A 22,860-nucleotide genomic window follows, 5' to 3' on the forward strand; every position below is an offset into this window, starting at 1 on the left:
GGCCGCCGCACATCGCGGAGCGGCGGCCGTCGGTCCCTCGCGAGAGGTAGGCATGCCCGAGTTCACGATCGGCGAGACCGACTTCCTCCTCGACGGTGAGCCGTTCCGGATCCTCTCCGGCGCGCTGCACTACTTCCGGGTCCACCCCGATCACTGGGCGGACCGGATCGAGAAGGCCAGGCTGATGGGCCTCAACACCATCGAGACGTACGTGCCGTGGAACGCCCACAGCCCCCGCTCGGGGGTCTTCGACACGGACGGCATCCTCGACCTGCCGAGGTTCCTGCGCCTGGTGGGGGAGGCCGGCCTGTACGCGATCGTGCGTCCGGGGCCGTTCATCTGCGCGGAGTGGGACAACGGCGGGCTGCCGCCCTGGCTGTTCCGGGAGCCGGGCGTCGGGATCCGCCGCCACGAGCCGCGCTTCCTCGACGAGGTCGAGAAGTACCTCCACCAGGTCCTGGCACTCGTGCACCCGCACCAGGTCGACCAGGGCGGACCAGTGCTGCTGGTCCAGGTGGAGAACGAGTACGGCGCGTACGGCGACGACCAGAGCTACCTGCAGGCACTCGTGGAGATGACCCGTGGCGCCGGCATCACGGTGCCGCTCGTCACGGTGGACCAGCCCGTCGATGCCATGCTCGCCGCCGGCGGAGTCGACGGGGTGCTGCGTACCAGCTCCTTCGGCTCGGACAGCGCGAACCGCTTGCGCACCCTCCGCGGCCACCAGCCGACCGGGCCGCTGATGTGCATGGAGTTCTGGGACGGGTGGTTCGACCACTGGGGAGGCCGCCACCACACCACCGCCGTCGAGCAGGCCGCCGAGGAGCTCGATGCCCTTCTCGCCGCAGGAGCCTCGGTCAACGTCTACATGTTCCACGGCGGCACGAACTTCGGCCTGACCAGCGGGGCCAACGACAAGGGGATCTACCGGCCGACGGTGACCTCGTACGACTACGACGCTCCCCTGGACGAGGCCGGAAACCCGACCGCGAAGTACTTCGCGTTCCGTGACGTCATCGCCCGCTACGCCCCGGTGCCGACCGAGACGCCCGGCACCGCCGGTCCCGCCCCCGAGCAGACGGTGACGTTGGGTGAGCCGGTCCGGCTGCTCGACGACCCGGCTGCGTGGGGCTCCTGGAGCACATGGGAGTCGCTGCCGATGCTGGACGAGCTGGAGACGGACACGCGTCTGGCCGTCTACCGGACCGGGCTGCCGGGCGACGGCCCGGGCGTCCTCACCCTCGGCGAGGTCCGTGACCGCGCCGCGGTCCTCCTCGACGGCGCTCCGGTCGGCATCCTCGAGCGGGAGCACCACGAGCGGGCGATCGCGCTGCCGCGCGGGCGCGGCGTACTGGAGCTGGTCGTCGAGGATCAGGGCCGGGTCAACTACGGCGCCCGGATCGGTGAGCAGAAGGGCCTGGTCGGGCCGGCCCTGCTCGACGGGGTGCCGCTCACGGGCTGGGAGGTCCTGGCCGTCGACCTCGACCGGGTGCCGCGCCTGTGGGAGACCGACTCACCCGAAGACCGTGGCTCCGGCGTCGGGCCCACCGCGTGGCGCGCACCCTTCTCGGCCGAGCCCGACGTCGACCTCTTCCTCGACACCACCGCCTGGGGCAAGGGCATCGCCTGGGTCAACGGCTTCTGCCTGGGCCGCTACTGGCGGCGCGGGCCGCAACGCACCCTCTTCGTGCCGGGCCCGGTGCTGCGGCCCGGCCGCAACGAGCTGGTCGTACTGGAGCTGGACGTGTTCGCCGAGCCGACGGCCCGGTTCGTCGCCGGGCCCTCCCTGGGGCCACTCGAAGACTGAGGCAGTCGGTGCTGCGGGATCACCTGCGGCATCTCCTCACCGCGAACCGCCCACGGTGTGCAGGCGTGCCGCCGCATCGAGCAGTGTCTCGGCGGCGGCGCGCGCATGTTGTGCGGCGTCGGGCGTACCTGCGATGGCAGCTGTGGTCTGGGCACCCTCGGCCAGGATCGCGAGCTGCGGCGCGAGGGCGGGCGGACCTCCCAGCTCCTCGACCAGGCGGGCGACGTACGCCTGGAACGCGGCCTTCTGCTCGCGTACGGCATCAGCCACGGCCTCCGAGCTGCCGCCCAGCTCTCCGTTGGTGTTGATGAAGGCACAGCCACGGAAGTCGGGCTGCCGGAACCAGGAGTCGAGGAAGTCGAAGATCGCGAGTATCCGCTCGCGCGCCGTCGTGGCGCGCTCGGTGGCTGACGCGAGGCCGGCATCCCAGACCTGGGTGCGATGCCGTAGGACGGCGACGATCAGGTCGTCCTTGGAGGCGAACAGTGCGTAGATCCGTTTCAGCGATACGCCTGCCGCAGTCCGGACCGCGTCCATGCCGACCGCGTGCACGCCCCGTGCGTAGAACAGCTCGTCCGCGGCTCGGACGACCTGCTCCCGTGCGCTCGTATCGTCGATCATCTGCCCTCTTCCTCTGTCCGGATCCGCGGCACTTGCGCGGAGAACGATCATTCTCTATGCTAGCAAACAACGCGGAGAACGAGCGTTCTCTGGGTGAGAAACCAAAGGAAGAGGATCATGGGCTACATCAACGTGGGCACTGAGAACAGCACCACCACCGAGATCTACTACGAGGACCACGGCACCGGGCAGCCGGTCGTCCTCATCCACGGCTACCCGCTGGACGGCAACAGCTGGGAGCTCCAGTCGCGCGAGCTGATCGCCGCCGGCTACCGCGTCATCACCTACGACCGGCGCGGGTTCGGGCAGTCGAGCAAGGTCGGCACCGGCTATGACTACGACACCTTCGCGGCAGATCTGAACGCACTCCTCGAGACCTTGGACCTGCGCGACGTCATTCTGGTCGGCTTCTCCATGGGCACCGGCGAGCTGGCGCGCTACGTGAGCAACCACGGTCACGAGCGTGTCGCGAAGCTGGCGTTCCTCGCCTCCCTGGAGCCGTTCCTCCTGGCGGCCGATGACAACCCGACCGGAGTGCCTCAGTCCGTCTTCGACGGCATCGCCAAGGCAGCCCGCGATGACCGGTACGCCTGGTACACGCAGTTCTTCAGCGACTTCTACAACCTCGACGAGACGCTGGGCTCACGGATCAGCCAGGAGGCGGTCACGGCCAGCTGGAACACCGCCACCCGCAGCGCGCCGGTGGCTTCCTACTCGGTGGTGCCGACCTGGATCGAGGACTTCCGGGAGGATGTCGTCGCCGTGCGCGCCGCCGGCAAGCCGGTCCTGATCCTGCACGGGACCAGCGACAACATCCTGCCCATCGACGCCACCGGGCGGCCCTTCCACGAGGCGCTCCCCGAGGCTGAGTACGTCGAGATCGAAGGCGCTCCCCACGGTCTGCTGTGGACCCACGCCGCCGAGGTCAATGAGGCACTCCTGGGTTTCGTGAAGGCATGAGACCTCTCTTTCCGCCTCCGTCCGGATTCCTTCGGGCGGAGGCGGAAAGAGTTTTAGATGCCTGTGGCGGTTCCTTGCGGGACCCGGCTGGTCGCGCTCGAGGCTGTCGTGATCGCTCGCCGCGCTTCGTTCCGGAACTTCGCGGGTGATGCGCCGACCACGCGGCGGAATGCGGTGCTGAAGGCGCTCTCGGACTGGTAGCCCGTCGCTCGTGCGAGCTCGGAGATGGACATCGTGTCGCGGGCGAGGGCGTCGCGCGCGAGGCTCATGCGCCACTGGATGAGGTACTCCAGGGGTGGGACCCCCACGTGGCTCTTGAAAGCCTGGGCGAACGCGGAGCGTGACATGTGGCTGATCTCGGCGAGCTCCTTCAGGGTCCAGGAGTGGGCCATGTCCGCGTGCACGGCACGCAGGGCGGCACCGATGCCGTCCTCGTTCAGGGCGCCCAGCCAGCCGATGGGCCGGTCGGTCCGGCCGGCATGCGCACGGAGCATGTGCACGAGCAGGATCTGTGCGAGATGGTTCTGCACCAGCGGACCGCCGGCGGCGGCGATCCCGACCTCGTTCGCCAGCAGATCGATCAGCTGCGAGAGCCGCCTGCCATGTGAGTCCGTCTCGCGGACGATCACGAGCGGCGGCAGTAGATCCGTGAGCAGCGCCGCATTCCTGTCGTCGAAGGCGATGTGGCCGACGCAGAGGTAGAGGTCGTCCTCGGACTCCGCGCCGATCTGAACGATCCCGTCCGCGGCATCCGCCAGCACCAGCCCTGCAGGACGCGGGCTCGCATCGAGCGAGCTGGCCAGCACGTAGGGCGGCGGGTTGCCCAGCATGAAGGTGTCACCCTCCTGCAGGAGCACCGGTTCGTGGCCTTCGAGGATCAACCAGCAGGTGCCGCGTACGAGGCCGCCGATCCGTACGTGCAGGAACGTGTCGAAGCGCAACGCCCACTCGCCTGTGGCCCGGAGGCTGGGGCCGATCACCGTGCGGGGTCGCAGCAGACTGATCGCGTCTGCCACTGGATCCCGAAAGCCGACCACACCGACACCTCCTGGACGATACGTAAAGAATTTCGGACTTCGCATTATGGATAGTAACCCCATGCTGCGACAGCATGGATGGCGAAGGAGATCCGCTCGTAAGTGATGGAGAGACTCACATGGGACAGTTCGACGACAAGACGGCCGTGGTCACCGGGGGCAGCACCGGGATCGGCCTGGCCACCGCGGTGCGGCTGGCCGAGGAGGGCGCGTACGTGTTCGTCACGGGGCGACGCGAGGCGGAGCTGGAGGCTGCCGTCAAGACCATCGGTACGGACCGGGCGACGGGCGTGGCCGGAGACATCTCCGACCTGGCTGACCTGGACCGGCTCTACGACGCGGTCCGCGCCCGGGGCAAGGGGGTGGACGTGCTCGTGGCGAACGCGGCGGTCGGTACGTTCGTGAGCTTGGAGCAGACCACCGAGGAGCACTTCGACCAGATCTTCGGGGTCAATGTCCGAGGGACGCTGTTCACGGTGCAGAAGGCGCTCCCACTGCTCAACGACGGCGCCTCGGTCATCCTGACCGGCTCCACGGCGGCCGACCGCGGCGTGGAGGCGTTCGGAGCCTACTCTGCCTCGAAGGCAGCCGTCCGTTCCTTCGCGCGGACCTGGTCCACCGAGCTCAAGGGCCGTGGCATCCGGGTCAACGTCGTCTCGCCGGCATGGATCGAGACCCCCGGAGGCACAGCCGCCTTCGGTGATGAGGACACCGCCCGAGCCGTGAAGGAGAAGGTCGCCGCGACCGTGCCCAAGGGCCGCATGGGGCAGCCCGAGGAGGCTGCAGCGGTCGTGGCGTTCCTCGCCTCGGAGCAGAGCAGCTATGTCGTCGGTGCGAACATCTACGTCGACGGTGGGGAGAACCAGATCTGAGACTCCGTCATGCTTCGCGTGGCCAGGTATCGGCCCGATGCCGCACCCCTGTCCGAGCTAGCCGATGCTTCGGAGCTCGCGGATGGTGATGCCGGTGAAGCTCGCCGGTCCGCCATCGGTGTAGAGCGAGATGCCGGTGTCGCCCTCGGTGAAGTGCACTTGCTGGGAGAGCACGGTATGGCCTGAGTTGACGAACACCTCGACGCTCTGGGTGTCGACGAAGATCCGCAGGTGCACGGAGCGTGCGGCGGCGTCGATGGGTGCGGCGGCACGTGTGTAGGGAGCCAGGGAGTATCCGGCAAGGTCGGAGGGGGCTCGGTCGACGTAGAGCTCGGCGCCGTACTTGCCGATGTTCGTGTGCCGTGAGCCGTCGGCCGAGCGTCCGACGGAGACCCCGACGTTGGTGGCGGCGTCCCAGGAGATGTCGAGCTCGAGCTCGTACGCCCGCCCGGTCCAGGGGAGGACGAGGCTGCCGTTGACCGTCTGGTCGGGCAGCGTGGTGGTCGCTGCCACGTAGTCCGAGAGCTTGCTGACGGGGCTGCTGAGCAGGGAGTACCAACCGCCGGGCTGGCGCTCGAGGCGTAGCTCTCGCACGATCGAGTTCTGTCCGTTGTAGCCGTCGGAGGCATCCGTCGGTACGTCTCGGGCGGCGTACTTCCAGTTGTTCATCCAGGCGATGGCGAGGCGTTTGGTCTCCGGCGCGTCCATCGAGGGCCAGGTGACGGCGGCGTACCAGTCCCAGCCCCAGTCGAGCCACTGTGGGGTGAGGTCGTGGGCGATGAACTCCTCGCCGTTCCACGTGCCCATCCAGTACGCGTACGTCATCGGAAGCCCGATGCCGTAGGCGTCCATGCTGGCGCCGAGCACCCAGTGTCGGGTGCCGTCGTTCGCGGTCATCTCGAACAGGTCGGGGCACTCGATGCCGCCGAGCGCGTGGTTGGGGTAGTCGAAGTTGCGCTTGAGCTGCCAGTCGATGAGGTTCGTGGAGGTGTAGAAGGCCGCATACCGCGCACGGCCGATGACGCAGACCCATTCGCCGCGGGCCGCGTCCCAGTGGATCTTCGGGTCCCGGAACCACTCGGCGTTCTCGATCTCGGCGGGCGTTGTTGCGGTGCGGCCGTCGGTGTTGACGATCACCGGATCGGGCCGAGGTGTGAAGGTGTAGCCGCCGTCGGTCGACCAGTAGAGGTACTGCTCCTGGTACTTGCGGATGCCGTCGGTCGGCTGGGTCGCGAGCGCGATGACGGCTCCGGCGCCGTAGCCGGCGGTGTTCGCGGTGTCGACGACGGCCGACCCGGACCACACCGGGAAGTCGGGCTGTAGGGGCATCACGGTGCCGTGGTGGGTGAACGAGACGGCGTCGGTCGTCGTCGCGTGGTCCCAGCCACCGGGGCCGTTGTTCTGGTCGGAGTGCAGGTAGTAGAGCTGGTAGGCGCCGCGGGTGGTGACCGGGCGCTGGGGGTCGCAGAGCCAGCCCGAGGGCGGGGTCATGTGATAGACCGCCCGAAGCGATGTCTGGGCTGCCGGCCCCATGGCCGGGGTGGTGTGGGCGGCCACGGGAGTGGCGTGGACCGCGAAGAACGCGAGCGACCCGACTCCGGCGCCCTGCAGCATGGTCCGTCGTGAGATGGGGTGGGGCATGTTGACTCCTTCGACTGAGGTGCGGATCGGGTTGGCTCAGACCGATGCGCCCGGCGCATCGGCGTGGATCGGTGTCGGGGCGAGGTGCGGCCCCGACTTCTCGTCTTCGACGTCGACGGCGGTGTACGCGATCGGCCCACCGATCTCGGTGTCGATGGTCACGGTGATGGGTCCGGGACCGAGCGTGACGAGGTGCGAGATCGTCGCCTCGCCATCGTTCGCGAAGACCTCGAGGAGGGGTCCGTCGAGGCTGACGAGCAGCTGGCCCCGCGGCCTGCCCGCGAGATGGGTGATGCTGGTCGAGGGAAAGTCCGGATGCACCGTCTCGGCCGCGGGACCGCCACGGGTCACGCGGATGGTGCCCGCGGAGTGCTCCAGCTCGACCCAGGCATCCGCGCGACCGCGCAGTCGCAGACCGACGGAGCCGGTGACGGACGGATCCCAGGTGAGCGCCAGCACGCTGTGGCCGCTGAGCGAGAGCTCGACAGGCCGGGCGGCGACCGACACCGTCGCCGGTGCGGCCCGAGCGAGCTGTTCGAGGAGGAAGGCGGGAGGCTGCTGGATGAGGCGCGGAGTTTTCTCGACGGTGCGCAGGGCGAGCTGTCGTGGCAACGACATGGCGCCCCTCCACGGCGACGAAGGAAAGGCTCCCGCGTAGCGCCAGTTGCTCATCCAGCCGAGCATGACCGCGGCTCCCTGCGGCGCGCTGTCGAAGGTGACTCCTGCATAGAAGTCGCGGCCGTCGTCCAGGCGTACGAGCTCGGGAGAGTCTGCCGTGAACGTGGTTCCGTCGAAGCGACCGACGACATAGCTCATCGAGGATCCCTCCGGATCCGGGTCGTCGCCGATCGGGTTGGTGCTGAGGAGCAGCACCCAGCGAAGGTCATCGGGATCGCCGTCGAGCGGCAGTGGGACGAGATCCGGACACTCCCAGACGACCCCGGCCGGGCCCAGCGGTCCGAAGACGCTCGCGTGCTCCCACGAGCGCAGGTCGTCCGAGGTGTAGAGGTGCACCTGTCGGTCCTCCGCCTCGACCGCGAGCAGGACCCACCGAAACCGGCCCGCCTCGTCGGTGTAGCGAATGACCTTGGGATCTCGGAACGCGCTCGTGCCGCGGTCGAGCACCGGGTTGTCGACGTCGAGCTCCCAGGTGAAGCCGCCGTCCCTGCTGATGGCGCGCGATTGCGCCTGATGGCCGTCGGCGTAGGCGCTCGTGTAGTACGCCGTCAGCGAGGTGCCATGCGCGGTGGGGGTGGAGACGATCGATCCGGAGAAGATCTGCTCGCCGTCACGGAACCGCAGCGCGACCGGGTGCTCGGTCCAATGCTGCAGGTCGGTGCTGGTCGCGTGGCCCCAGCTCATGTTTCCCCAGTCGGATCCCTCGGGGTTGAACTGGTAGAAGAGGTGCCAGCGGCCGCGGTCGTGGACGAGACCGTTGGGGTCGTTCATCCAGTTGCGCTGCGGTGCGAAGTGGAAGGTGGGCCTGGGAACGACAACGGGGTTGGACACTGCGCGTTCCTCAGATCGAATGTCGTGGGACGGATGGGCATGCGATGCGGATCAGCTGCTCGTCGGTGGACGACTCGATGCCGAGAAGCGTTCGTACGCCGGCGGCACCGAGTTCGTAGTGCGGAAGCGCCACCGTCGACAACGGCGGACGCAGGTGCGCGGCGATCACGTCCTGGTTGTCGAATCCCATGACCGCGATGTCGGTCGGGATGCTCAGCCCGAGCTCGCGCAGCCCGTCATAGAGACCCATCGCCACGCGGTCGTTGTGGCAGAACACGGCCGTCGCCTCCGACTCCACGATTCGCGGCGCGGTGGCGTACCCGCCCTCCTGAGCAGGTTCGGCCGGGAACACGAGAGAGTCGTCGAAGCCGACACCTGCTGCCTCCAGGGCCGCCCGGTAGCCGGCCAGGCGACCGCTCTGGGCCGGCGAGGGTGTCGTCGTGTTGATGAACGCGATTCGGCGGTGGCCGGCAGCCAGGAGCTCTTCGGTCGCCGTCCTGCCACCCTGCTCCTCGTCCGGCACGACGGCGGGAAGACCGCTGCCCTCGGCGAAGCAGTCCACGAGGACCGTATCGGTCTGATGCAGCATCTCGGGAACGACGATCTCGCGGTGGTACCAGCTCGAGTAGAGGATGCCCCGCACCTGGTGCTCGAGCATCATCGCGATGGCCTCGTTCTCTGCTGCCTCGTTGCCGTCGGTGTTGGCGACGAGAAGGACATATCCGTGCGCCCAGGCCTCGTCCTGTGCGCCGTGGATGATCTGGCCGGCGAACGGGGTGGTCGCGATCGCGTCGGCGACCAAGCCGATGAATCGCGACCCTCCTCGCGACAAGGTCTTGGCCAGGGCGTTCGGTCGGTAGCCCAGTGCCGCGACCGCGTCCTGCACCCTGCGTCTGGCCTCGTCTCCGATGCGCGCCCCGGGCTTGTTGTTGACGACGTGGGACACGGTCGCGACCGAGACGCCCGCGGCCTTGGCGACGTCTCGCATCGTCACGTTCGAGCCGGTCTTGCCGGGCTCTGACTGGTGGGGGTCGTGGGTGCTCATCCCTTGGTCGCCCCGCTCTCGAGGCCCTGGATCATCGCCTTGTTGAGGACGAGGAAGACCAGCAGCAGCGGCGTCACGGTCACACAGACGGCCGCGAACGTCGCCGTCCAGTCGGTGTTGCCCATGGCCCCGATGTAGTTCTGCAGACCGAGCGGGATGGTCTTGAGCCCGTCGGAGAGCACGAAGGTGTTCGCGAAGATGAAGTCGTTCCAGATGAAGATGCTGTTCACGAGTACGACCGTAATGATCGTGTTCGCGGAGAGCGGGAAGGTGATCTGCGCGAAGATCCGGTACGGCCCCGCCCCGTCGAGCGACGCGGCCTCGTACAGCTCGCGGGGGATGTACTCGTAGAAGGACGAGAACAGGTAGACGGCCATCGGGAGCGAGAACGCGGCCAAAGGGATGATCATCGACAGATGGGTGTCGAGGAGCCCGACCCGGGAGTAGTCGATGAACAGGGGCACGAGCGCGATCTGCACCGGAACGACGATCCCGAGCAGGAACAGCGAGCGCACGACGCCGCTGAACCGGAACCCGAGCACCTGCAGCGCGTACGCCGCCATCATCCCCGCGACGACGATCAGCACACTTGCCCCGGCCGTGACGATGAAGCTGTTCAGGATGTTCAGCCACAGGTTGCCGGTCGCGAAGGCTCGGGTGTAGTTGTCGAGCGTGTAGTCCGACGGCAGCGCGAACGGACTGCCCCCGGCGAAGTCAGCGGCGGTGCGGAAGCTCGTCACGAAGAGCCACACCATCGGGTAGACCTGCACTATGACGATGAGCACGATCGTGATCGTGAGCAGCGCGCGTTGGGCACGGAGCCGTGGCGGTCGCGCTGCCGCTCGGGGCTTCGGCGAGTGCGGCACGGCGGCCTTCGGTGGTCGGGTGAGCACAGGTGTGGTCACGAGTCGTCCCTTCGACGGAGCAGCAGGAAGATGAGGCCGACGGCGACCAGACACTCGACGACGATGAAGACGGAGATCGCGCTGGCGTAGCCGTAGTCGGTGTGCACGAACGCGGTCTTGTACATGTACGTGGTGAGCAGCTCGGAGGACTGGCCCGGGCCGCCGTTCGTCAGCAGGTAGGGGATGTCGAAACCGCGTAGCGCGAAGGTGGTCGCCATCACCGTGGTCGTGATCCACACGGGCCGGATGTAGGGGAACCGGATCTTCCAGAACGTCTGCCACCAGGATGCGCCGTCGAGTCGAGCCGCCTCCTCGAGCTCGCGAGGCACGGCGATGAGTGCCGCATAGACGATGAGCATGTAGAGACCGGTGAAGCGCCAGCCCTCCGGAACGGACACAGCCGTGAGTACCGTGTTCACGTTCGAGAGCCAAGCGGTCTGGGCGCCGTCGAGACCGACCCACGCCAGCAGCTGGTTGAGCGGGCCGACCGGGTCGAGGGAGTAGATCCGCTGGAAGAGGAATGCGATCGCGACCGTCGAGATGACCGCCGGGAGCAGATACAGCGTCTTCACGAGCTCCCGGGCCCGCGGCAGCGCGGTCAGGAGCGCCGCGACCGCGAGTGCGCCGCCGAGCTGCAGCACCAGGCAGATCACCAGATAGCCGAGCGCGTTGCCGAACGCCCTCCAGAAGACGTCGTCGCGGGCGAACATCTTGACGTAGTTGTCGAGGCCGACGAACCTCATCTCCGTGATGCCGTCCCAGCTGAACAGGCTGAGGAACAGCGACTGCACGATCGGAAGCAGCACCGCGACGCCGTACAGCAGAAGGGGTGGGACCAGGAAGACGGCGACCGACAGCCTCGACCGGCGCGGCAGCATCGACGTTCGTGCGAGGTCAGCCATCGCTGTTCTCCGCGAGGGTCGCGTCCATCGTCTCGATGAACTCATCCGGCTTGATGTCTCCCTGGACGAGCAGCGTCAGCTCCTGCTGCAGGCGGGTGTTCGTGGCGGGGTCGAGCTGGGTGTCCCAGGGCATCGCGCTCTCCGCCCCGACCCCGTCGGCCTGCTTCACCGCCTTGGCGTAGAGGTCGGTCGCGTTGTCCGGGATCGAGGTCTCCACGTTGGTGGTGGGGGAGAGGGCACCGGTCGAGGCGTACGTCTCCGGGTAGCGCTCGAGCGCGTAGGCGAGGAAGTCGCGGACCAGCGGGTCGTAGGTCTGCGTGTTGACCGCCATGCCGATTCCTGAGGGGGTGACGTACGCGTTGTCGTCGGTGACGGCGTCCTCGACCGTCGGCAGCGTGAAGTAGTCGACCGACTTGCGTACGCCTGGGTCCAGCGCGTCCGTCGCGAGGTTCGCGAGCTCCCAGGTCCCGATGTTGTAGATCGCGGCCTTGCCCGAGGTGAACTGCGCCTGGGCATCGGCATAGCCGGTCGAGGAGAAGTCTTCCTGGAAGCACCCGGCCTGACCGAGCTCGTAGAGCCACTCGGCGGCCGCACGGCCGGCGGGGTCGGCGAACTTCGCCTTGCCGTTCTTGAGGTCCTGGATGTACTCCGGTCCGGCCATCCTGAACGGGTAGTAGGACATGTAGCGCTCCAGCGGCCACTGGTCCTGCCCGTCGAGGGCGATCGGGGTGATGCCCGCGGCGCGCAGGTCCTTGCAGACCTGTGGGAAGTCGTCGAGCGTCTTGGGGATCTCGACCTTGGCGCGTTCGACGAGCGCGGAGTTGTACCAGAAGAACTCGAGCTGGAACTCGAACGGCACCATGTGGAGGGAGCCGTCGTCGAACCGCTGGTAGTTCAGCGCTGCCTCGCGATAGTCGTCATCGAGACCGAGGTCCTTCAGCAGCAGCTCGACGTCGAGCATGCGGCCCTGGTCGGCGAGCTTCTGGGCGAACGGCGTCGCATCGGTGTCGAACAGCTCGGGCAGCTTGTTCGCTGCGGCGAGCGTCTCGTACTTCTGGATGTAGGAGGGGCGGTCGGGGGTCGTGATCAGGTTGAGCGAGAACCCCGGGTGGTCCTTGGCGTACTCCTCGGCGATCTGCTCCATCGCGGTGATCACCCCGCCATCGGCCGGGCGCGAGAGCAGCCAGGAGATCTCGCGAGCCTCGACCTTGCCCTCGGGATCGACCTCTGTGGGGTCGGCGCTGCCAGCTGTGCCCGAGCAGCTGGTGAGGGTGAGCGCGGCGGCGGTCAGGGCGGCGAACAGCGCCGTCTTGGGGTTGCGGATGGGCATCGTTGTCTCCGTTGACTAGGTCGGAAGGGGTCGGATGGGTCGGGCGGATGAAGAGGGGATCAGGTGGCGGCCGCGACCAGATCGTGGTCATGGGAACCGGGCTCGTCTCCCGGCTCGGCGCGAGTGAAGACGGAGAAGGCGTCGATCGTGACCGTGCCCTCGCCGACGAAGACGCCCAGACGGCCCGTCGGGCGGTCGTAGATCCGCGTGCTCAGCACGGTCGCGTTGTCGACCGTGGCCACGCAGATGTCACCGTCGACGATGACCTCGAGCTCGTGCACTCCGGGCTCGAGGTGGCAGGGACGCTCCAGCTCGATCGCGAACGGTACGTCGCCCGAGATCTGCCACTGCTCGGTGCCGGTGCTCCGGCGGGGCCAGCGGTCGAAGACGAGACGGCCGCGCTTCGGTTCGAGACGAAGAACGTAGGCCTCGTCACCGTCGGCGCTCGCGCGCAGCAGTACGCCGCACTCGGTCGTGCCGCCCGAGATGCCGAACCTGACGACCGACCGGAAGGCACTCGGTGCATCGGTCGAGGTCAGCACCTCGGCACGGCTGCTCGGTGCGTCCAGGAGCGTTCCTGCGGCGATCCCGGCGCCGTCGGCGATCTCGGTGTCCAGCGTGTCGCGCAACCCGTCGGTCGGATGGAACGCGAGGGTGCCGTCCGGCCGCTGGTCGGCCTCGAGCACCGCCATCGTCCCTGCCCATTGCCAGGCGCCGTCGTCGCGGGCGCCCTCTCGTGAGGCGATCCAGCCGAAGAAGAAACGGCGGCCGTCGCGGCCGGCCGACTTGGCGGCGTAGAACGCACGCCCGTCGAGCGTGTCGTGCTCCGGCACGATCCACGGGCCGTGCTGGCTGCGCGACATGCGGTAGCGCGTGGTGAAGGCGTCACTGAACTCGGAGTAGACGAGATACCACCACTCGCCCCACTGGAAGACCTCGGGACATTCCATCGCGACGTACCTCTGGGGGTCCCAGAACGGCTCCGTGGGCTCCCAGCGAACCAGATCGCTCGAGACGCACTGCGCGATCACGCCACGCCGCCGGGCCGGTCCCTCCGCACGGCGTGCGGTGATCAGCATCCGCCACAGCCGCGCTTCCTCGTCCCAGAAGACGAAGGGGTCGCGCCAGTCGCCGGTCTCGTAGCCGTCGGTGACGCCGAACGTGTCTTCGGGATGCCGCTGCCAGGTGCGCATGCCGTCGTTGCTCGTTGCGTGCATGACCAACTGCAGCGGTCGGCCGTCCTTGCCCGTCTTGGCCGGGTTCTGGCCGGTGTAGAAGGCGTGATGGGTGCCATCGGCCTCCAGCACGATGCTGCCGGTGTAGACGTTGAAGTCGTCAGCCGAGGTCCCACCCGATCCGATGGACTCGCCGAGCTCCTGGAAACCAGCGAGGTCCTCCGTCACCACCCGGTGCCACGGCATTCCCTCGGCCGGAGTCCGACGAGTCTCGCGCAGGTAGAAGAGGTGGAAGATTCCGTCCTCCTGCCACGGGATGACATCGCCCACCCATGCACCCTGCGGTCGGTAGAAGCCCTGCTGGCTCATGACACCTCATTCGTTGGTTAACCGGTTACGCAGGAATCGTAGGTGTGACACGGGTCACTGGTCAAGCGGTTAACCAGACTGGAGTGGCTCACCGGGTCGCTCACGTGCGTGCAAGGCTGGGGGAGTGGCCAACCGACTCGCCTCCGCGACCTCGCCGTACCTGCTCCAGCACGCTGAGAACCCGGTGGACTGGTGGGAGTGGGGGCCTGACGCGTTCGCGGAGGCGCAGCGGCGGGAGGTTCCTGTGCTTCTCTCGGTCGGATACGCCGCCTGTCATTGGTGCCAGGTGATGCTCGCCCCGCTCAGGATCGCCCGAGAGCGCTTATTCACGCTCAGATCCGTGTCGCTTCGTGTCGCCCTGTGCCGCTCTTGACCGGTCCTGCCCCCGCAATTCCTGTCAAGAATCCGTGTCACCGGGGATAGCCCGGCTACGGTCGCCCTCCCGGTCGGTCCTTGCGCTGACCGACAGACTGGGCTGCCGGACGAACAGCAGGGCACCAACTGGAGTCTGATCATCGCAGTGTCACGTTCATCCTTCCCGGGAGAAGCTTGCGAGTCGGGGTGGGCTTTCCCGTCACGCCCGCCTTGCGGAGCCGATCCGCCAGGGCGCGATGCCCGGGGTTGTCAGGGAGGGAGATCTTCGTGCCGGCGGCTCCGGCGAAGCCCGAGTACTTGCCGTCGAGCCGGGCCAACACGTCGCGGAGCTCGCTGGCGGGGACATTGGGCGCTAGGACCAGCAGCGGCACCACGACCTCCGCGTCCTTGGTGGTGTCGGCGAGACGATGAAGGAAAGTGATGGGCATCTCCACTTCCGCTGTGAGCGCCAACTGCGCAGCCGCGGTGAGCGTTCGGGGGTCGCCGGTGGGTGCGAACTCGTCGAACCGGAGCAGGACTCGCACCCGAAGCTGCCGGTCCAGCTTCTCGCTGGTGAGGAAGTTGGCCACCAGATTCTCTGGCAGCACGGTGGGCGAGACGAATTCGCCGAACCTCTTTGACGCCGCGATCCCGCCTTCCACCGTCGCCCAGTCTTGTCCGGCAAAGTGGGCGAAGATGTCTGCGGTGTCCTCGACCAGATCGTGCTCTAGCAGGAGTCCGAGCAACGAGCCTTTCTCGTCCGGGATCTCGGTGGCGGGGATGTACTCGGACAGTTCCAGACTCTCGGTCAACGTCACGCGCTTCTTGGCATCCAGGTGTTCGGTGGCGCGCAAGACAGCGGTCGCGACCGGGCGTTTCACGTCATCTGAGTCACTCTCACGCGGTTCGATCTTCTTCGTCTCCGCCAGCGGCACTGCGAGGTCGTCATCAACCTGGTTAGCAGAGATTCCGATGTAGGCCTGTATGTTGGCGAGGGTCGTGGGGAACCGCTTCTCTAGGGCGAGTGACGGCCAAGTCTCCATTGGGACATCCGCGAGGCTCTCGACGAGGCAGGTCGGTGCGGCGTTCGCGACGAGCTCACGGATCTGGGGCTCCTCCCACGCTGCGACAGCGTGTAGTACGTCGGCGAACGCCTCAGATGCGCTCACCGTGGCCGAGGTGGCCTTGTCCTTTGTAAAGGCTGCCAGGTACTCGGCTGCGTTCGCGACGCAACGCTGGAAGACGGTGTCGTTGGTGGCGCGCACCACGTCGAGAGGGAAGTTGGTGATCCCACCCAATGCTGCGCGCAGGTTGGTGGGAGTGAGCGCGTAGGCGTCCCGGGTCACTATCTCCTCGCGCAGCGTCTCGTGGAGCACGTTGAGGTCGTCGAACACGTTGCCGGCCTTCACCAGCACGTCTGCGAGTTTCTCCGCCTGGCCCTCAGGTAGCGGTCCGGTGAGGGATGTGAGCACGCTCGCGTGTTCGCGCACGTAGTCGCGCAACTGGGGCAGGTGTGTGTAGTCCAAGGCTCTGTCGACCCGGCTGAGCGCTGCATCGACTACCGTCAGCCGGTCGGCGTCGGCAAGTTCGGTGAGGACGAGTAGCAGGTTGAAGGTCTCCGACCACCCGGCGGCAAGGCGCGTTGCGAGTTCGTCGCGCTTGCTGCTCTCCTGTAGGTAAAGTTTGAGAAAGCCCGTCCCGCCCTTACTTGTCTTCGACATGGCCGGAGCCAGCAGTTGGGATGCGCGTTCGTCGCCAACGTCGAAGAGGTGGTCGAGCAGGCTCTTGTTGAACGATGCAGGCTCGCCCAAGAACCCAGTCCCAAGCTCACCGAGAAGTGCTTCGGCTTCCTCGGATGTGAAGGTGTAGTCGAAGTCTGGCTCGCCGGGTTGAACTTGGCGGACGATGAAGTTCATGACGTTCTTGCTGAGAAACTCTCCGTAGAACTGGCCCGCGTAGAGGGCGAAGTTCTGGTCGATGTAACCCTCAAGCGCCAACTCGAGGGCCAGCCCAAGCCCAAGCTTCTCTGTCAGCATCTTTCGGAAAGAACCAAGTTCGTGCTTCTTCGGGTTCAGAAGCACCACATCCACGGCGAGCTCCGCGAAGTCACTGCTCCTCAGCCCTTCGCTCTTCTGTGTAAGCTGAGCGAGTTCGGCCTCCAGCGCCTCTTCGTTGGACTGCCGCCAGGCATCGGGGTTCAGGTCGCTGCCCAGCAACTCCCGCAACTGCGCATCGGAGATGGTGAACGGGTTGTGCCTGAGCACCATCACCGTGACCGAGGGTGAGGCTGCAACCGCGGCCCAGAACTCCTGTGTACCCACGGCATCGGTTCCGAAAGGAGTGCCGCCCACTTGCAGTCCCGTCGCGCGGAGCCCAGCACCCGGGCTACGCTCGATCATCTGGCTGATGAACCAAGTCAGCCGACCACCCATGCGCTCAGCGTCCGCCTGATTCACAATGTTGTTCAGGGCCTGCCTGGCGTTCCGAATCTTCTCCTCGTTATAGGCCAAGTTGTGACGCACCGCGCCCCGGCTGCTCGTGTAGATCTGGTCGAGCACACTGGTGCCGCGTGCGACCTTCTCGAATTCCTCCAAGCGGATGTTCTTGAACACCACCATCGCAAACAGCTTGTCGGGCTCCAAAGGAGAAGGGGTGCCGTCGGCTTGCGTGGGCAAGAGGCGGTCGGCGAATACCTCGTACTCGTTGCAGATGTTCTTCAGTAGTCGCATGTCTGGTAGTCGGCGCGCGACCAACGACACCAGAGTCTCAGACACGTTTGGTGCAGAAGTCTTCTTGAGCAGACCTTTAAGCAGGTCACGGGAGCTACGAGGGGTGATGAACGGGACGACAGGGATGACAAGGTCGAAGAATTTTGTCCGGCTCCCCAACAGGGCCTCACCCTCTGCCGCCAAGTCATCGGGAGCATCCGAGGGGTGCGCGTGCTCGTCTCGTCCCAGCTGTTTGAAGATACTGTCCTTCAGGGCGTAGACGAACCGAACAGGGTCGCTCTTCAGTTCTTCCGCCCTGTTGATGAGGGTGTTCAGCTCGCGAAGCTCCTCGAAGATGTGTGAGTCGTTGAACCGGTCGACGTCTTCGAGCACGACAACGCGGACGTCACCTTGGGTAAAGAAGTGGATGATCTCGTCGAGGTACTTGTCGAAGTAGCTGGATGACTTCTCTCCCAACGACACCGTCGCTGATCCCACCCTGACGTTCTGGATGGAGAACCGTCCGTTCAGAACTCGCTGCAGCCACGCACCAGCGAACACAACGGCCGCGGACAAGGTAGCGAGCGCTACCAGGTGCCATGTCCACAGCACGTCGTCAGGAAGACCCGGGAACCGGGCAGGTGCTACGTCGAACAAGCGCAGCGCTCCCACGGCCGCGCCAGCGACCAGGAATGCCCGCCAGCAGGCCTTCCGCCAGCCGAGAGGCCTGATTCGTTGGAACCGGGACCCGTACTTCGGTGGGCTGCTGTACAAGAGCTGCTTGACCAGCTCGCGCTCGATCCGGTTCGTCTTCGACAGCGCTGGATCAGAAGGGTTGGGCTTCTCCGGTTCCGACTTCTCCGGCTCCCCGTCGCCAGAGGCCGCAGCGATGCCGTTGATGCCGATGGTGGCCAACGTGAGCTCGACCACGCTGTCAGGGGCCTTCTCCTGTTGAAGCTCCACGAACCGTGTCAGGATGCTGGACTTGCCGGTGCCGTACCCACCAGTGAGCGCGATGTTGCGAAGCTTCGGATTGGTGACCGCCTGCTGCAGGTGGGCGACGTAGATGCCGTGCTGCTCGTCATCGAAGTCCGCGGTCAGCTCCCTCAGTGCAGGGGGCGTGGCGGCGGTATCGCCGACCAACTTTGTTCCCCACTTCGACAGCAAGTTACCCACGCGCTGACGCATAGTGATGTCTGAGCGAGTAGCCATGACGTGACCGTAGCGTCCCGGGCCGACATGTTCGGTCCGACACGAACTGGCGTTCGACACGCTAGAAGTCCTGAAGTCTAGTGACCGCGGCAGTCAGAGCGTCTGCTCCAGGCAGGACGTAGTGGTCGAGGACGGTGGTGAGCTTGTCGCCGAGGAAGAGAGCGACGTGGGACCACTCGAGGCCGAGTTCCTCGTGCCACCAGGTCGCGGCGTGGTGGCGCATGTTGCGATAGACGATGAACTTCGGCCAGGAGTTTTCGGGGTCGTGCGCGTCGACCCACCGGCGCACTTTGTGCCAGTACGTGTTGTGGCCCTCGGTGCGCATCGGGAGACCGGTGTAGGTGTCGATCCACAGCCAGCACTCGTCTTTAGGTTCGACCTTGACCTCCCACCATCGGTCGGGGTTGGGCGCCAGGCGCGCGCGGCGTTGTCGTTCTCCGGCGATGGCGTTCATGACTTGCTGTGTCGACGCGCCGATCGGGAGGTTCATTGCGACGCGGCAGGGCTCGATGAGCTCCTTCATCAGTGACGCGGGTAGCGGGACGTGGTGGACCTGCCTGTTCTTGACGGGTCCGCGGAACGGAGGACTGTCTTTGCCGCGCGGCTGGGTCCAGGTGCCGTTCACAAAGACGGATCCCTCGTCGACGTACACGTCGATGGCGCGTAGGCCGAGCTGCTCGCTCAGGCGAAGGCCGCCGTACCCAGCCACCCGGTACCGAGTGCCGAGGAACTTGAAACGAGCGAAGTTCTGGTACTCGGTCGCGACCAACTGGTCGGCGGCCCTGGCCATGGCGTCGACCATCCTGGTCTCGGGCCGGAGGCTCTTGTCGACGTACTTGGAGCTGGCGGAGTGGTAGCCCTGCTGCTGTTTGATCTTGAGGCCGGCGAGGGGATCGACGGAGCGGGGCAGCCATCCCTCGCGCCAGGCGAGCTTCCGCATCGTCGACATGGTCGTGCGGAGGCCTTCCTGAGTGCGCGGGTGGAGGTCGCCGGCCGACTCGAGGACCTTGCGGGAGTGGTCGACGCGCCACTTGTCGACACGTACGTTGCCGATGGCAGGGACGATGTGGGCTCTGAGGTTCGACTCGCGCTGCTCGACGGTGCGGACGGCCAACTTCTGCTCTCGTGCCTCGGTCAAGGCGGCTTTGCCGAGGGCTTCGATGGTGCGCACCTGGCGCTCCGACGACGTGGCGGGTGCGTGCTCGATCAGTCCGTTGAGCCAAGCCTCGGTCTCGGCGAACAACTCTCTCGCCTCCGCCTCGTTCGCGCGAGAGCGACTGGTCGGCAGCCAGACATCGGGTTCGTCCTCCGACGGGACCTTGAAGACGATCCGGAAGCTCCGGTACGTGGCGGTCGGTGCGTACAGAACTGTTCGCCAAGCCTTGTGGCCACCACCGAAGTGGCGGTCCTTGCCCTTGGCCAGGATGGTGCGCGCCATCAGGCGTCCGTCCTCTGCGGCGGCCGCCGCTTGGCGGGCGGCCCTGCGTGGTGCGATGTCGCGGTGCGCGTGCTGTCGGCGAGCTGGTCGTCCTCCCACTGCATGAGCAGGTCGAGCCGGTAGCGACCAGCGATCGGCTTGGGGAACCCGCCGCGCTGCAGTTGCTCGTACCCCTTGGTGCGGCCCCAGCGGTAGCGAGCCATGACCTCACCCGCGGTCAGGAAGACATGGCGGGGATCGGCCGTGAGGGCGTCGATGGGCAGCGCCGCGGCTTCTGCCTCCGTGGGTCCTCGGCGCACACTCATGAGAGGGCCGACCTTCCGTCTGCGTTGGAGGACGGTGGGGTACGTAGCCCACTCAGCCTTCGCTGAACGGTGATGACGGTGAATCTCAAAGGCCCCATGACAGTCAGGTGTGCGGGGCGTGCCCCGCGCCACCGACACACGGTGCCAGCGGCAGGCTGCGCCGGTGGCGCTGGACGTGAACATGACATCTCCATGGACTTCGGCGACTGCGGAGAAGTCCAAGGTCGCCCGGAAAGTCAGCGCCCGCCCGCTTCACGTCGGCAACGGTGAGGATGTGGGACCGAAGTGCTGTTGTGGACGGAAGTCGGCCCGTCAACGGCAATCCGTGGAAGGCCTTCGCCAGCCGGTGGTACTCCGCGGATCGGGCCATTTCCGGGCCACTTACGACCTTCCGGGGTGTGGAGGAGCGAGGTTATCCACAGGCGCTGACTTTCGATCCAAGGATGTCGGCGGCGTCGGTTCTTATGGACTCATGAGCACGTACGACCAGCGCTGTTGCGCACGAGAACTGAACATGCTGGCCATGACCCTGCTTGCCGGTCTGGCCGATCACGCTGACGAAGCGGGGATGGAAGACCTTGTCATCTACTTCACGATGGCCCGCGCGGAGCTCGCGCTCGGCCCATGGGCGGCGCCTCTCGTCGGTGGGGTCCCGGATGGCCGAATTGGCTTCGCCGAAGGTGTCCGGGAGGTGCTGGACCTTCTCGCCGCGATCCGAGCGCTGACGGACGACCCGTCGGGCGTGATCGCTATCGCGCTGACACGGCTGTGGATCTTCGACGGGGTGGCGTGGCTCGACACCGAGGCGGCGAAGGTGGCTGCCACGTGTAGGGCGAGGGTGCTCGGCCGGTGGCTATCTTGACCGAGGAGGTCCGTGTGACAGTCACGTAGAGCCTCGTCGAGCAGTTCAAAGCGAGGGCTCGTAGCCGCCCAATGACGAAGGCCCTCTGCGTGGTACGCCGCTGGTCCGGCTGGTTGCCTTGGTGACCAGGGCGGAGAAGAGGTCGGCACGGCTTCGGGCCGCATCAGGCGGTGGCTCTACAGCTTCCACCCCAGGGCGCAGTCGCATGCCCACCAGACGCATCAACTCTGAGTCGCTCGGCGTCTCGATCGGTGCCACACGTTCACGGAGCGGCTTGACCATGGCGGGGCTGTCGACGTCGATGCGGGGGAGTTTTGTGCGGCGCAAGATGGTCTTGTTGCGGATGCCGTCCTCGATGAGCTCGGAGATGCGGGCGTCGATGCGAATGAACCGCTTGTCGAATGCCGCAAGAATCTTGGCGTCAGGGGTGACATCACGAGCTAGCCCGGCGACCCGGCTGATGAGGTTGTTGGCCTCCCTGGCGGCGCCGGCACCGTGGTGGGCGTGTCCGCCGGCGACGTCGCGCAGCGCTCGGTGGATCAGGTCGTGGGTCTCGGCGCGGGCCTTCCAGCGTTCCCCGAGTTCGGGGTCGGTCGTGCGTGCGGCCAGGTATATCGAGACAGCTGTTTGTGCCGCAACCGCGACCCGCAGGTTGACCGGTGCCGTGCCGTCGGTGAGGCGTACGAGGAGGTTTTGCTCGGCCTGAAGGACGCCGACGAGTCCGGGGCGGGCGGGTCCACGGATGAACCTCAAGGGTGGGCGCCAGCCGCGGTGGTCGACGGTGTAGTCGGGTGGGCCGATGCTGGCCTCTAGGCCGGCGGCCAGGGCGCTCCAGCCGAGGTGGCCGCCGTTGCGGAGCTTCTCCCAGCCGGGCGTCTGGGCATAGCGGTGGTCAAGGATCACCAACCCTTGGACGATCGCGGCGATGTCCTTCATGACGGTGTGGCACTGCGCCGCGCTGAGCCTGCCGTGACCGAGTCCGGCGCCGAAGTCGTGCTCGCCACGGGCCGCGGCTGCGCCGATCTTGCGCCACGACTCGACCAGTTCGACTTCATGCAGTTTGCTGAGCTCGTCCTGGGCCGGCAGTGGCGAGGTCGAAGCGTCCAGGACTCGTTCGAGACCAAGGCGAAGGAAATCGTACGGTCCATCGCCACGTCGGCTCTGGTGATGTTCGAAGAACTCGTTGGATCCGAGGTACGGGTCGGCCGCGATCGTTGCGTGATGACACCAGACCAGCACGCTCTGGCGGTAGCGACGGATCTGGTCCCCATACATCTGACGTTGCTCAGCGGTGCGATTCGTGATCCTGCGTGGGTCGTTGCTGAGTCGGTACTGGAGACGTTGCTGGTGCAGCAGTTGGGTGAGCCCACCTCGGATCGCGCCGCCGGTCTCCCTGTAAGTCATGACGATGCTCCGGGGTCGATCCACGAGGGCAGAGGCGGTTTCTCCTCTCCTGGCGCGATGTTGTCGAGCGCCCAGGCATCGGCGAGGTATGCGAGGGTCAACTCGATGTGCAGCGGATCGAGTCCGTACGCATCCAGGTCGGTGATCGCCTTCGTGGCGAGCTGGTAGAGGATCGTGGAGTCGTCAAGGGGCACATCGGTGAGGGCCGGCACTTGGTCGTCGTGGGCGGCATCGAAGTAGATGAGGGCGCGGTCGTAGGCGATCGAGCCGAGTGGCGTGAGAGCGTGGTCGTCGAGGGCGGCGATGTAGGACCGCGCCTCAGCGATGGCGATGGCGTGAGCGAGGAGCATTCGTTCTCCTGAGGTGGTCGATGGGTGCGTAGCCTCCGACTACCGATAGCGGAG

At 66.6% G+C, this 22,860-nt stretch carries 19 protein-coding genes; 5 read left to right on the forward strand and 14 right to left on the reverse strand.

Annotated features, from left to right (window positions below):
• The first annotated feature begins 52 nt into the window (after window positions 1-52).
• Window positions 53-1,807 carry a glycoside hydrolase family 35 protein gene (locus ABT304_RS08590; RefSeq protein WP_350714435.1) on the forward strand — a complete coding sequence of 585 codons (1,755 nt, stop codon included), beginning with the start codon at window positions 53-55 and terminating at the stop codon, window positions 1,805-1,807.
• Between the two features lie 36 nt (window positions 1,808-1,843).
• On the opposite strand, the gene ABT304_RS08595 is transcribed toward ABT304_RS08590, so the two are convergent.
• Window positions 1,844-2,428: a TetR/AcrR family transcriptional regulator gene (locus ABT304_RS08595; RefSeq protein ID WP_350714437.1), complete on the reverse strand. Its 585-nt coding sequence runs from the start codon at window positions 2,426-2,428 to the stop codon at window positions 1,844-1,846.
• A 117-nt stretch (window positions 2,429-2,545) separates the two neighbouring features.
• On the opposite strand from ABT304_RS08595, the gene ABT304_RS08600 reads away from it, so the two are divergent.
• Window positions 2,546-3,388, forward strand: coding sequence for an alpha/beta fold hydrolase (locus tag ABT304_RS08600; RefSeq protein ID WP_350714438.1), 843 nt, complete (start codon window positions 2,546-2,548; stop codon window positions 3,386-3,388).
• 53 nt (window positions 3,389-3,441) lie between these two features.
• On the opposite strand, the gene ABT304_RS08605 is transcribed toward ABT304_RS08600, so the two are convergent.
• Window positions 3,442-4,425, reverse strand: coding sequence for an AraC family transcriptional regulator (locus ABT304_RS08605; protein ID WP_350714440.1), 984 nt, complete (start codon window positions 4,423-4,425; stop codon window positions 3,442-3,444).
• A 119-nt stretch (window positions 4,426-4,544) separates the two neighbouring features.
• Between ABT304_RS08605 and ABT304_RS08610 the strand changes: the two genes are divergently transcribed.
• Complete coding sequence (locus ABT304_RS08610; protein ID WP_350714441.1) at window positions 4,545-5,297, forward strand: SDR family NAD(P)-dependent oxidoreductase; 753 nt, start codon at window positions 4,545-4,547, stop codon at window positions 5,295-5,297.
• A 57-nt stretch (window positions 5,298-5,354) separates the two neighbouring features.
• Here ABT304_RS08610 and ABT304_RS08615 read toward each other — a convergent pair whose 3' ends face one another.
• From ABT304_RS08615 to ABT304_RS08645, 7 genes are read right to left on the reverse strand one after another with little or no spacing between them, the layout of a single operon-like run.
• Window positions 5,355-6,938: a glycoside hydrolase family 32 protein gene (locus tag ABT304_RS08615; protein WP_350714442.1), complete on the reverse strand. Its 1,584-nt coding sequence runs from the start codon at window positions 6,936-6,938 to the stop codon at window positions 5,355-5,357.
• A 36-nt stretch (window positions 6,939-6,974) separates the two neighbouring features.
• A complete protein-coding gene (locus ABT304_RS08620) occupies window positions 6,975-8,447 on the reverse strand; it encodes a glycoside hydrolase family 32 protein (RefSeq protein WP_350714444.1) in 1,473 nt (490 codons plus the stop codon).
• A 10-nt stretch (window positions 8,448-8,457) separates the two neighbouring features.
• Window positions 8,458-9,492: a LacI family DNA-binding transcriptional regulator gene (locus ABT304_RS08625; protein ID WP_350714446.1), complete on the reverse strand. Its 1,035-nt coding sequence runs from the start codon at window positions 9,490-9,492 to the stop codon at window positions 8,458-8,460.
• Window positions 9,489-10,397, reverse strand: coding sequence for a carbohydrate ABC transporter permease (locus tag ABT304_RS08630; RefSeq protein ID WP_201451103.1), 909 nt, complete (start codon window positions 10,395-10,397; stop codon window positions 9,489-9,491). Before ABT304_RS08630 ends, ABT304_RS08625 begins: the two co-directional genes overlap by 4 nt.
• Window positions 10,394-11,299 (reverse strand): carbohydrate ABC transporter permease, encoded by a 906-nt coding sequence (locus ABT304_RS08635; protein WP_350714448.1) that lies wholly within the window; start codon window positions 11,297-11,299, stop codon window positions 10,394-10,396. Before ABT304_RS08635 ends, ABT304_RS08630 begins: the two co-directional genes overlap by 4 nt.
• Entirely contained in the window at window positions 11,292-12,629 is a 1,338-nt protein-coding gene (locus tag ABT304_RS08640; protein ID WP_350714450.1) for an ABC transporter substrate-binding protein, read from the reverse strand. Before ABT304_RS08640 ends, ABT304_RS08635 begins: the two co-directional genes overlap by 8 nt.
• Window positions 12,630-12,688: 59 nt before the next feature.
• Window positions 12,689-14,173, reverse strand: coding sequence for a glycoside hydrolase family protein (locus ABT304_RS08645; RefSeq protein ID WP_350714451.1), 1,485 nt, complete (start codon window positions 14,171-14,173; stop codon window positions 12,689-12,691).
• Between the two features lie 124 nt (window positions 14,174-14,297).
• Between ABT304_RS08645 and ABT304_RS08650 the strand changes: the two genes are divergently transcribed.
• On the forward strand, window positions 14,298-14,546 hold the full coding sequence (locus ABT304_RS08650) for a DUF255 domain-containing protein (RefSeq protein ID WP_350714453.1): 249 nt from the start codon (window positions 14,298-14,300) through the stop codon (window positions 14,544-14,546).
• Window positions 14,547-14,685: 139 nt separating this feature from the next.
• Here the strand turns inward: ABT304_RS08650 and ABT304_RS08655 are convergent, their stop codons facing one another.
• The 3 genes from ABT304_RS08655 to ABT304_RS08665 all read right to left on the reverse strand — a co-directional run bounded on the left by ABT304_RS08655 (window position 14,686) and on the right by ABT304_RS08665 (window position 20,190).
• Window positions 14,686-18,411 (reverse strand): YobI family P-loop NTPase, encoded by a 3,726-nt coding sequence (locus ABT304_RS08655; RefSeq protein WP_350714454.1) that lies wholly within the window; start codon window positions 18,409-18,411, stop codon window positions 14,686-14,688.
• A 97-nt stretch (window positions 18,412-18,508) separates the two neighbouring features.
• Window positions 18,509-19,885, reverse strand: a complete 1,377-nt coding sequence (locus tag ABT304_RS08660) for a site-specific integrase (protein ID WP_350714456.1) — start codon at window positions 19,883-19,885, stop codon at window positions 18,509-18,511.
• A complete protein-coding gene (locus ABT304_RS08665) occupies window positions 19,885-20,190 on the reverse strand; it encodes a hypothetical protein (RefSeq protein WP_350714458.1) in 306 nt (101 codons plus the stop codon). The genes ABT304_RS08660 and ABT304_RS08665 overlap by 1 nt, the downstream gene beginning before the upstream one ends.
• A 472-nt stretch (window positions 20,191-20,662) precedes the next feature.
• Between ABT304_RS08665 and ABT304_RS08670 the strand changes: the two genes are divergently transcribed.
• A complete protein-coding gene (locus tag ABT304_RS08670) occupies window positions 20,663-21,052 on the forward strand; it encodes a hypothetical protein (protein WP_350714459.1) in 390 nt (129 codons plus the stop codon).
• A 45-nt stretch (window positions 21,053-21,097) separates the two neighbouring features.
• Here ABT304_RS08670 and ABT304_RS08675 read toward each other — a convergent pair whose 3' ends face one another.
• Window positions 21,098-22,456, reverse strand: coding sequence for a hypothetical protein (locus ABT304_RS08675; protein ID WP_350714461.1), 1,359 nt, complete (start codon window positions 22,454-22,456; stop codon window positions 21,098-21,100).
• The gene (locus tag ABT304_RS08680) at window positions 22,453-22,806 is read right to left on the reverse strand and encodes a hypothetical protein (RefSeq protein ID WP_350714462.1); all 354 of its coding nucleotides are present in this window, start codon (window positions 22,804-22,806) and stop codon (window positions 22,453-22,455) included. Before ABT304_RS08680 ends, ABT304_RS08675 begins: the two co-directional genes overlap by 4 nt.
• Window positions 22,807-22,860 lie beyond the last annotated feature (54 nt).

Source organism: Nocardioides sp. NPDC000445, assembly GCF_040300245.1.
Taxonomy (GTDB): domain Bacteria; phylum Actinomycetota; class Actinomycetes; order Propionibacteriales; family Nocardioidaceae; genus Nocardioides.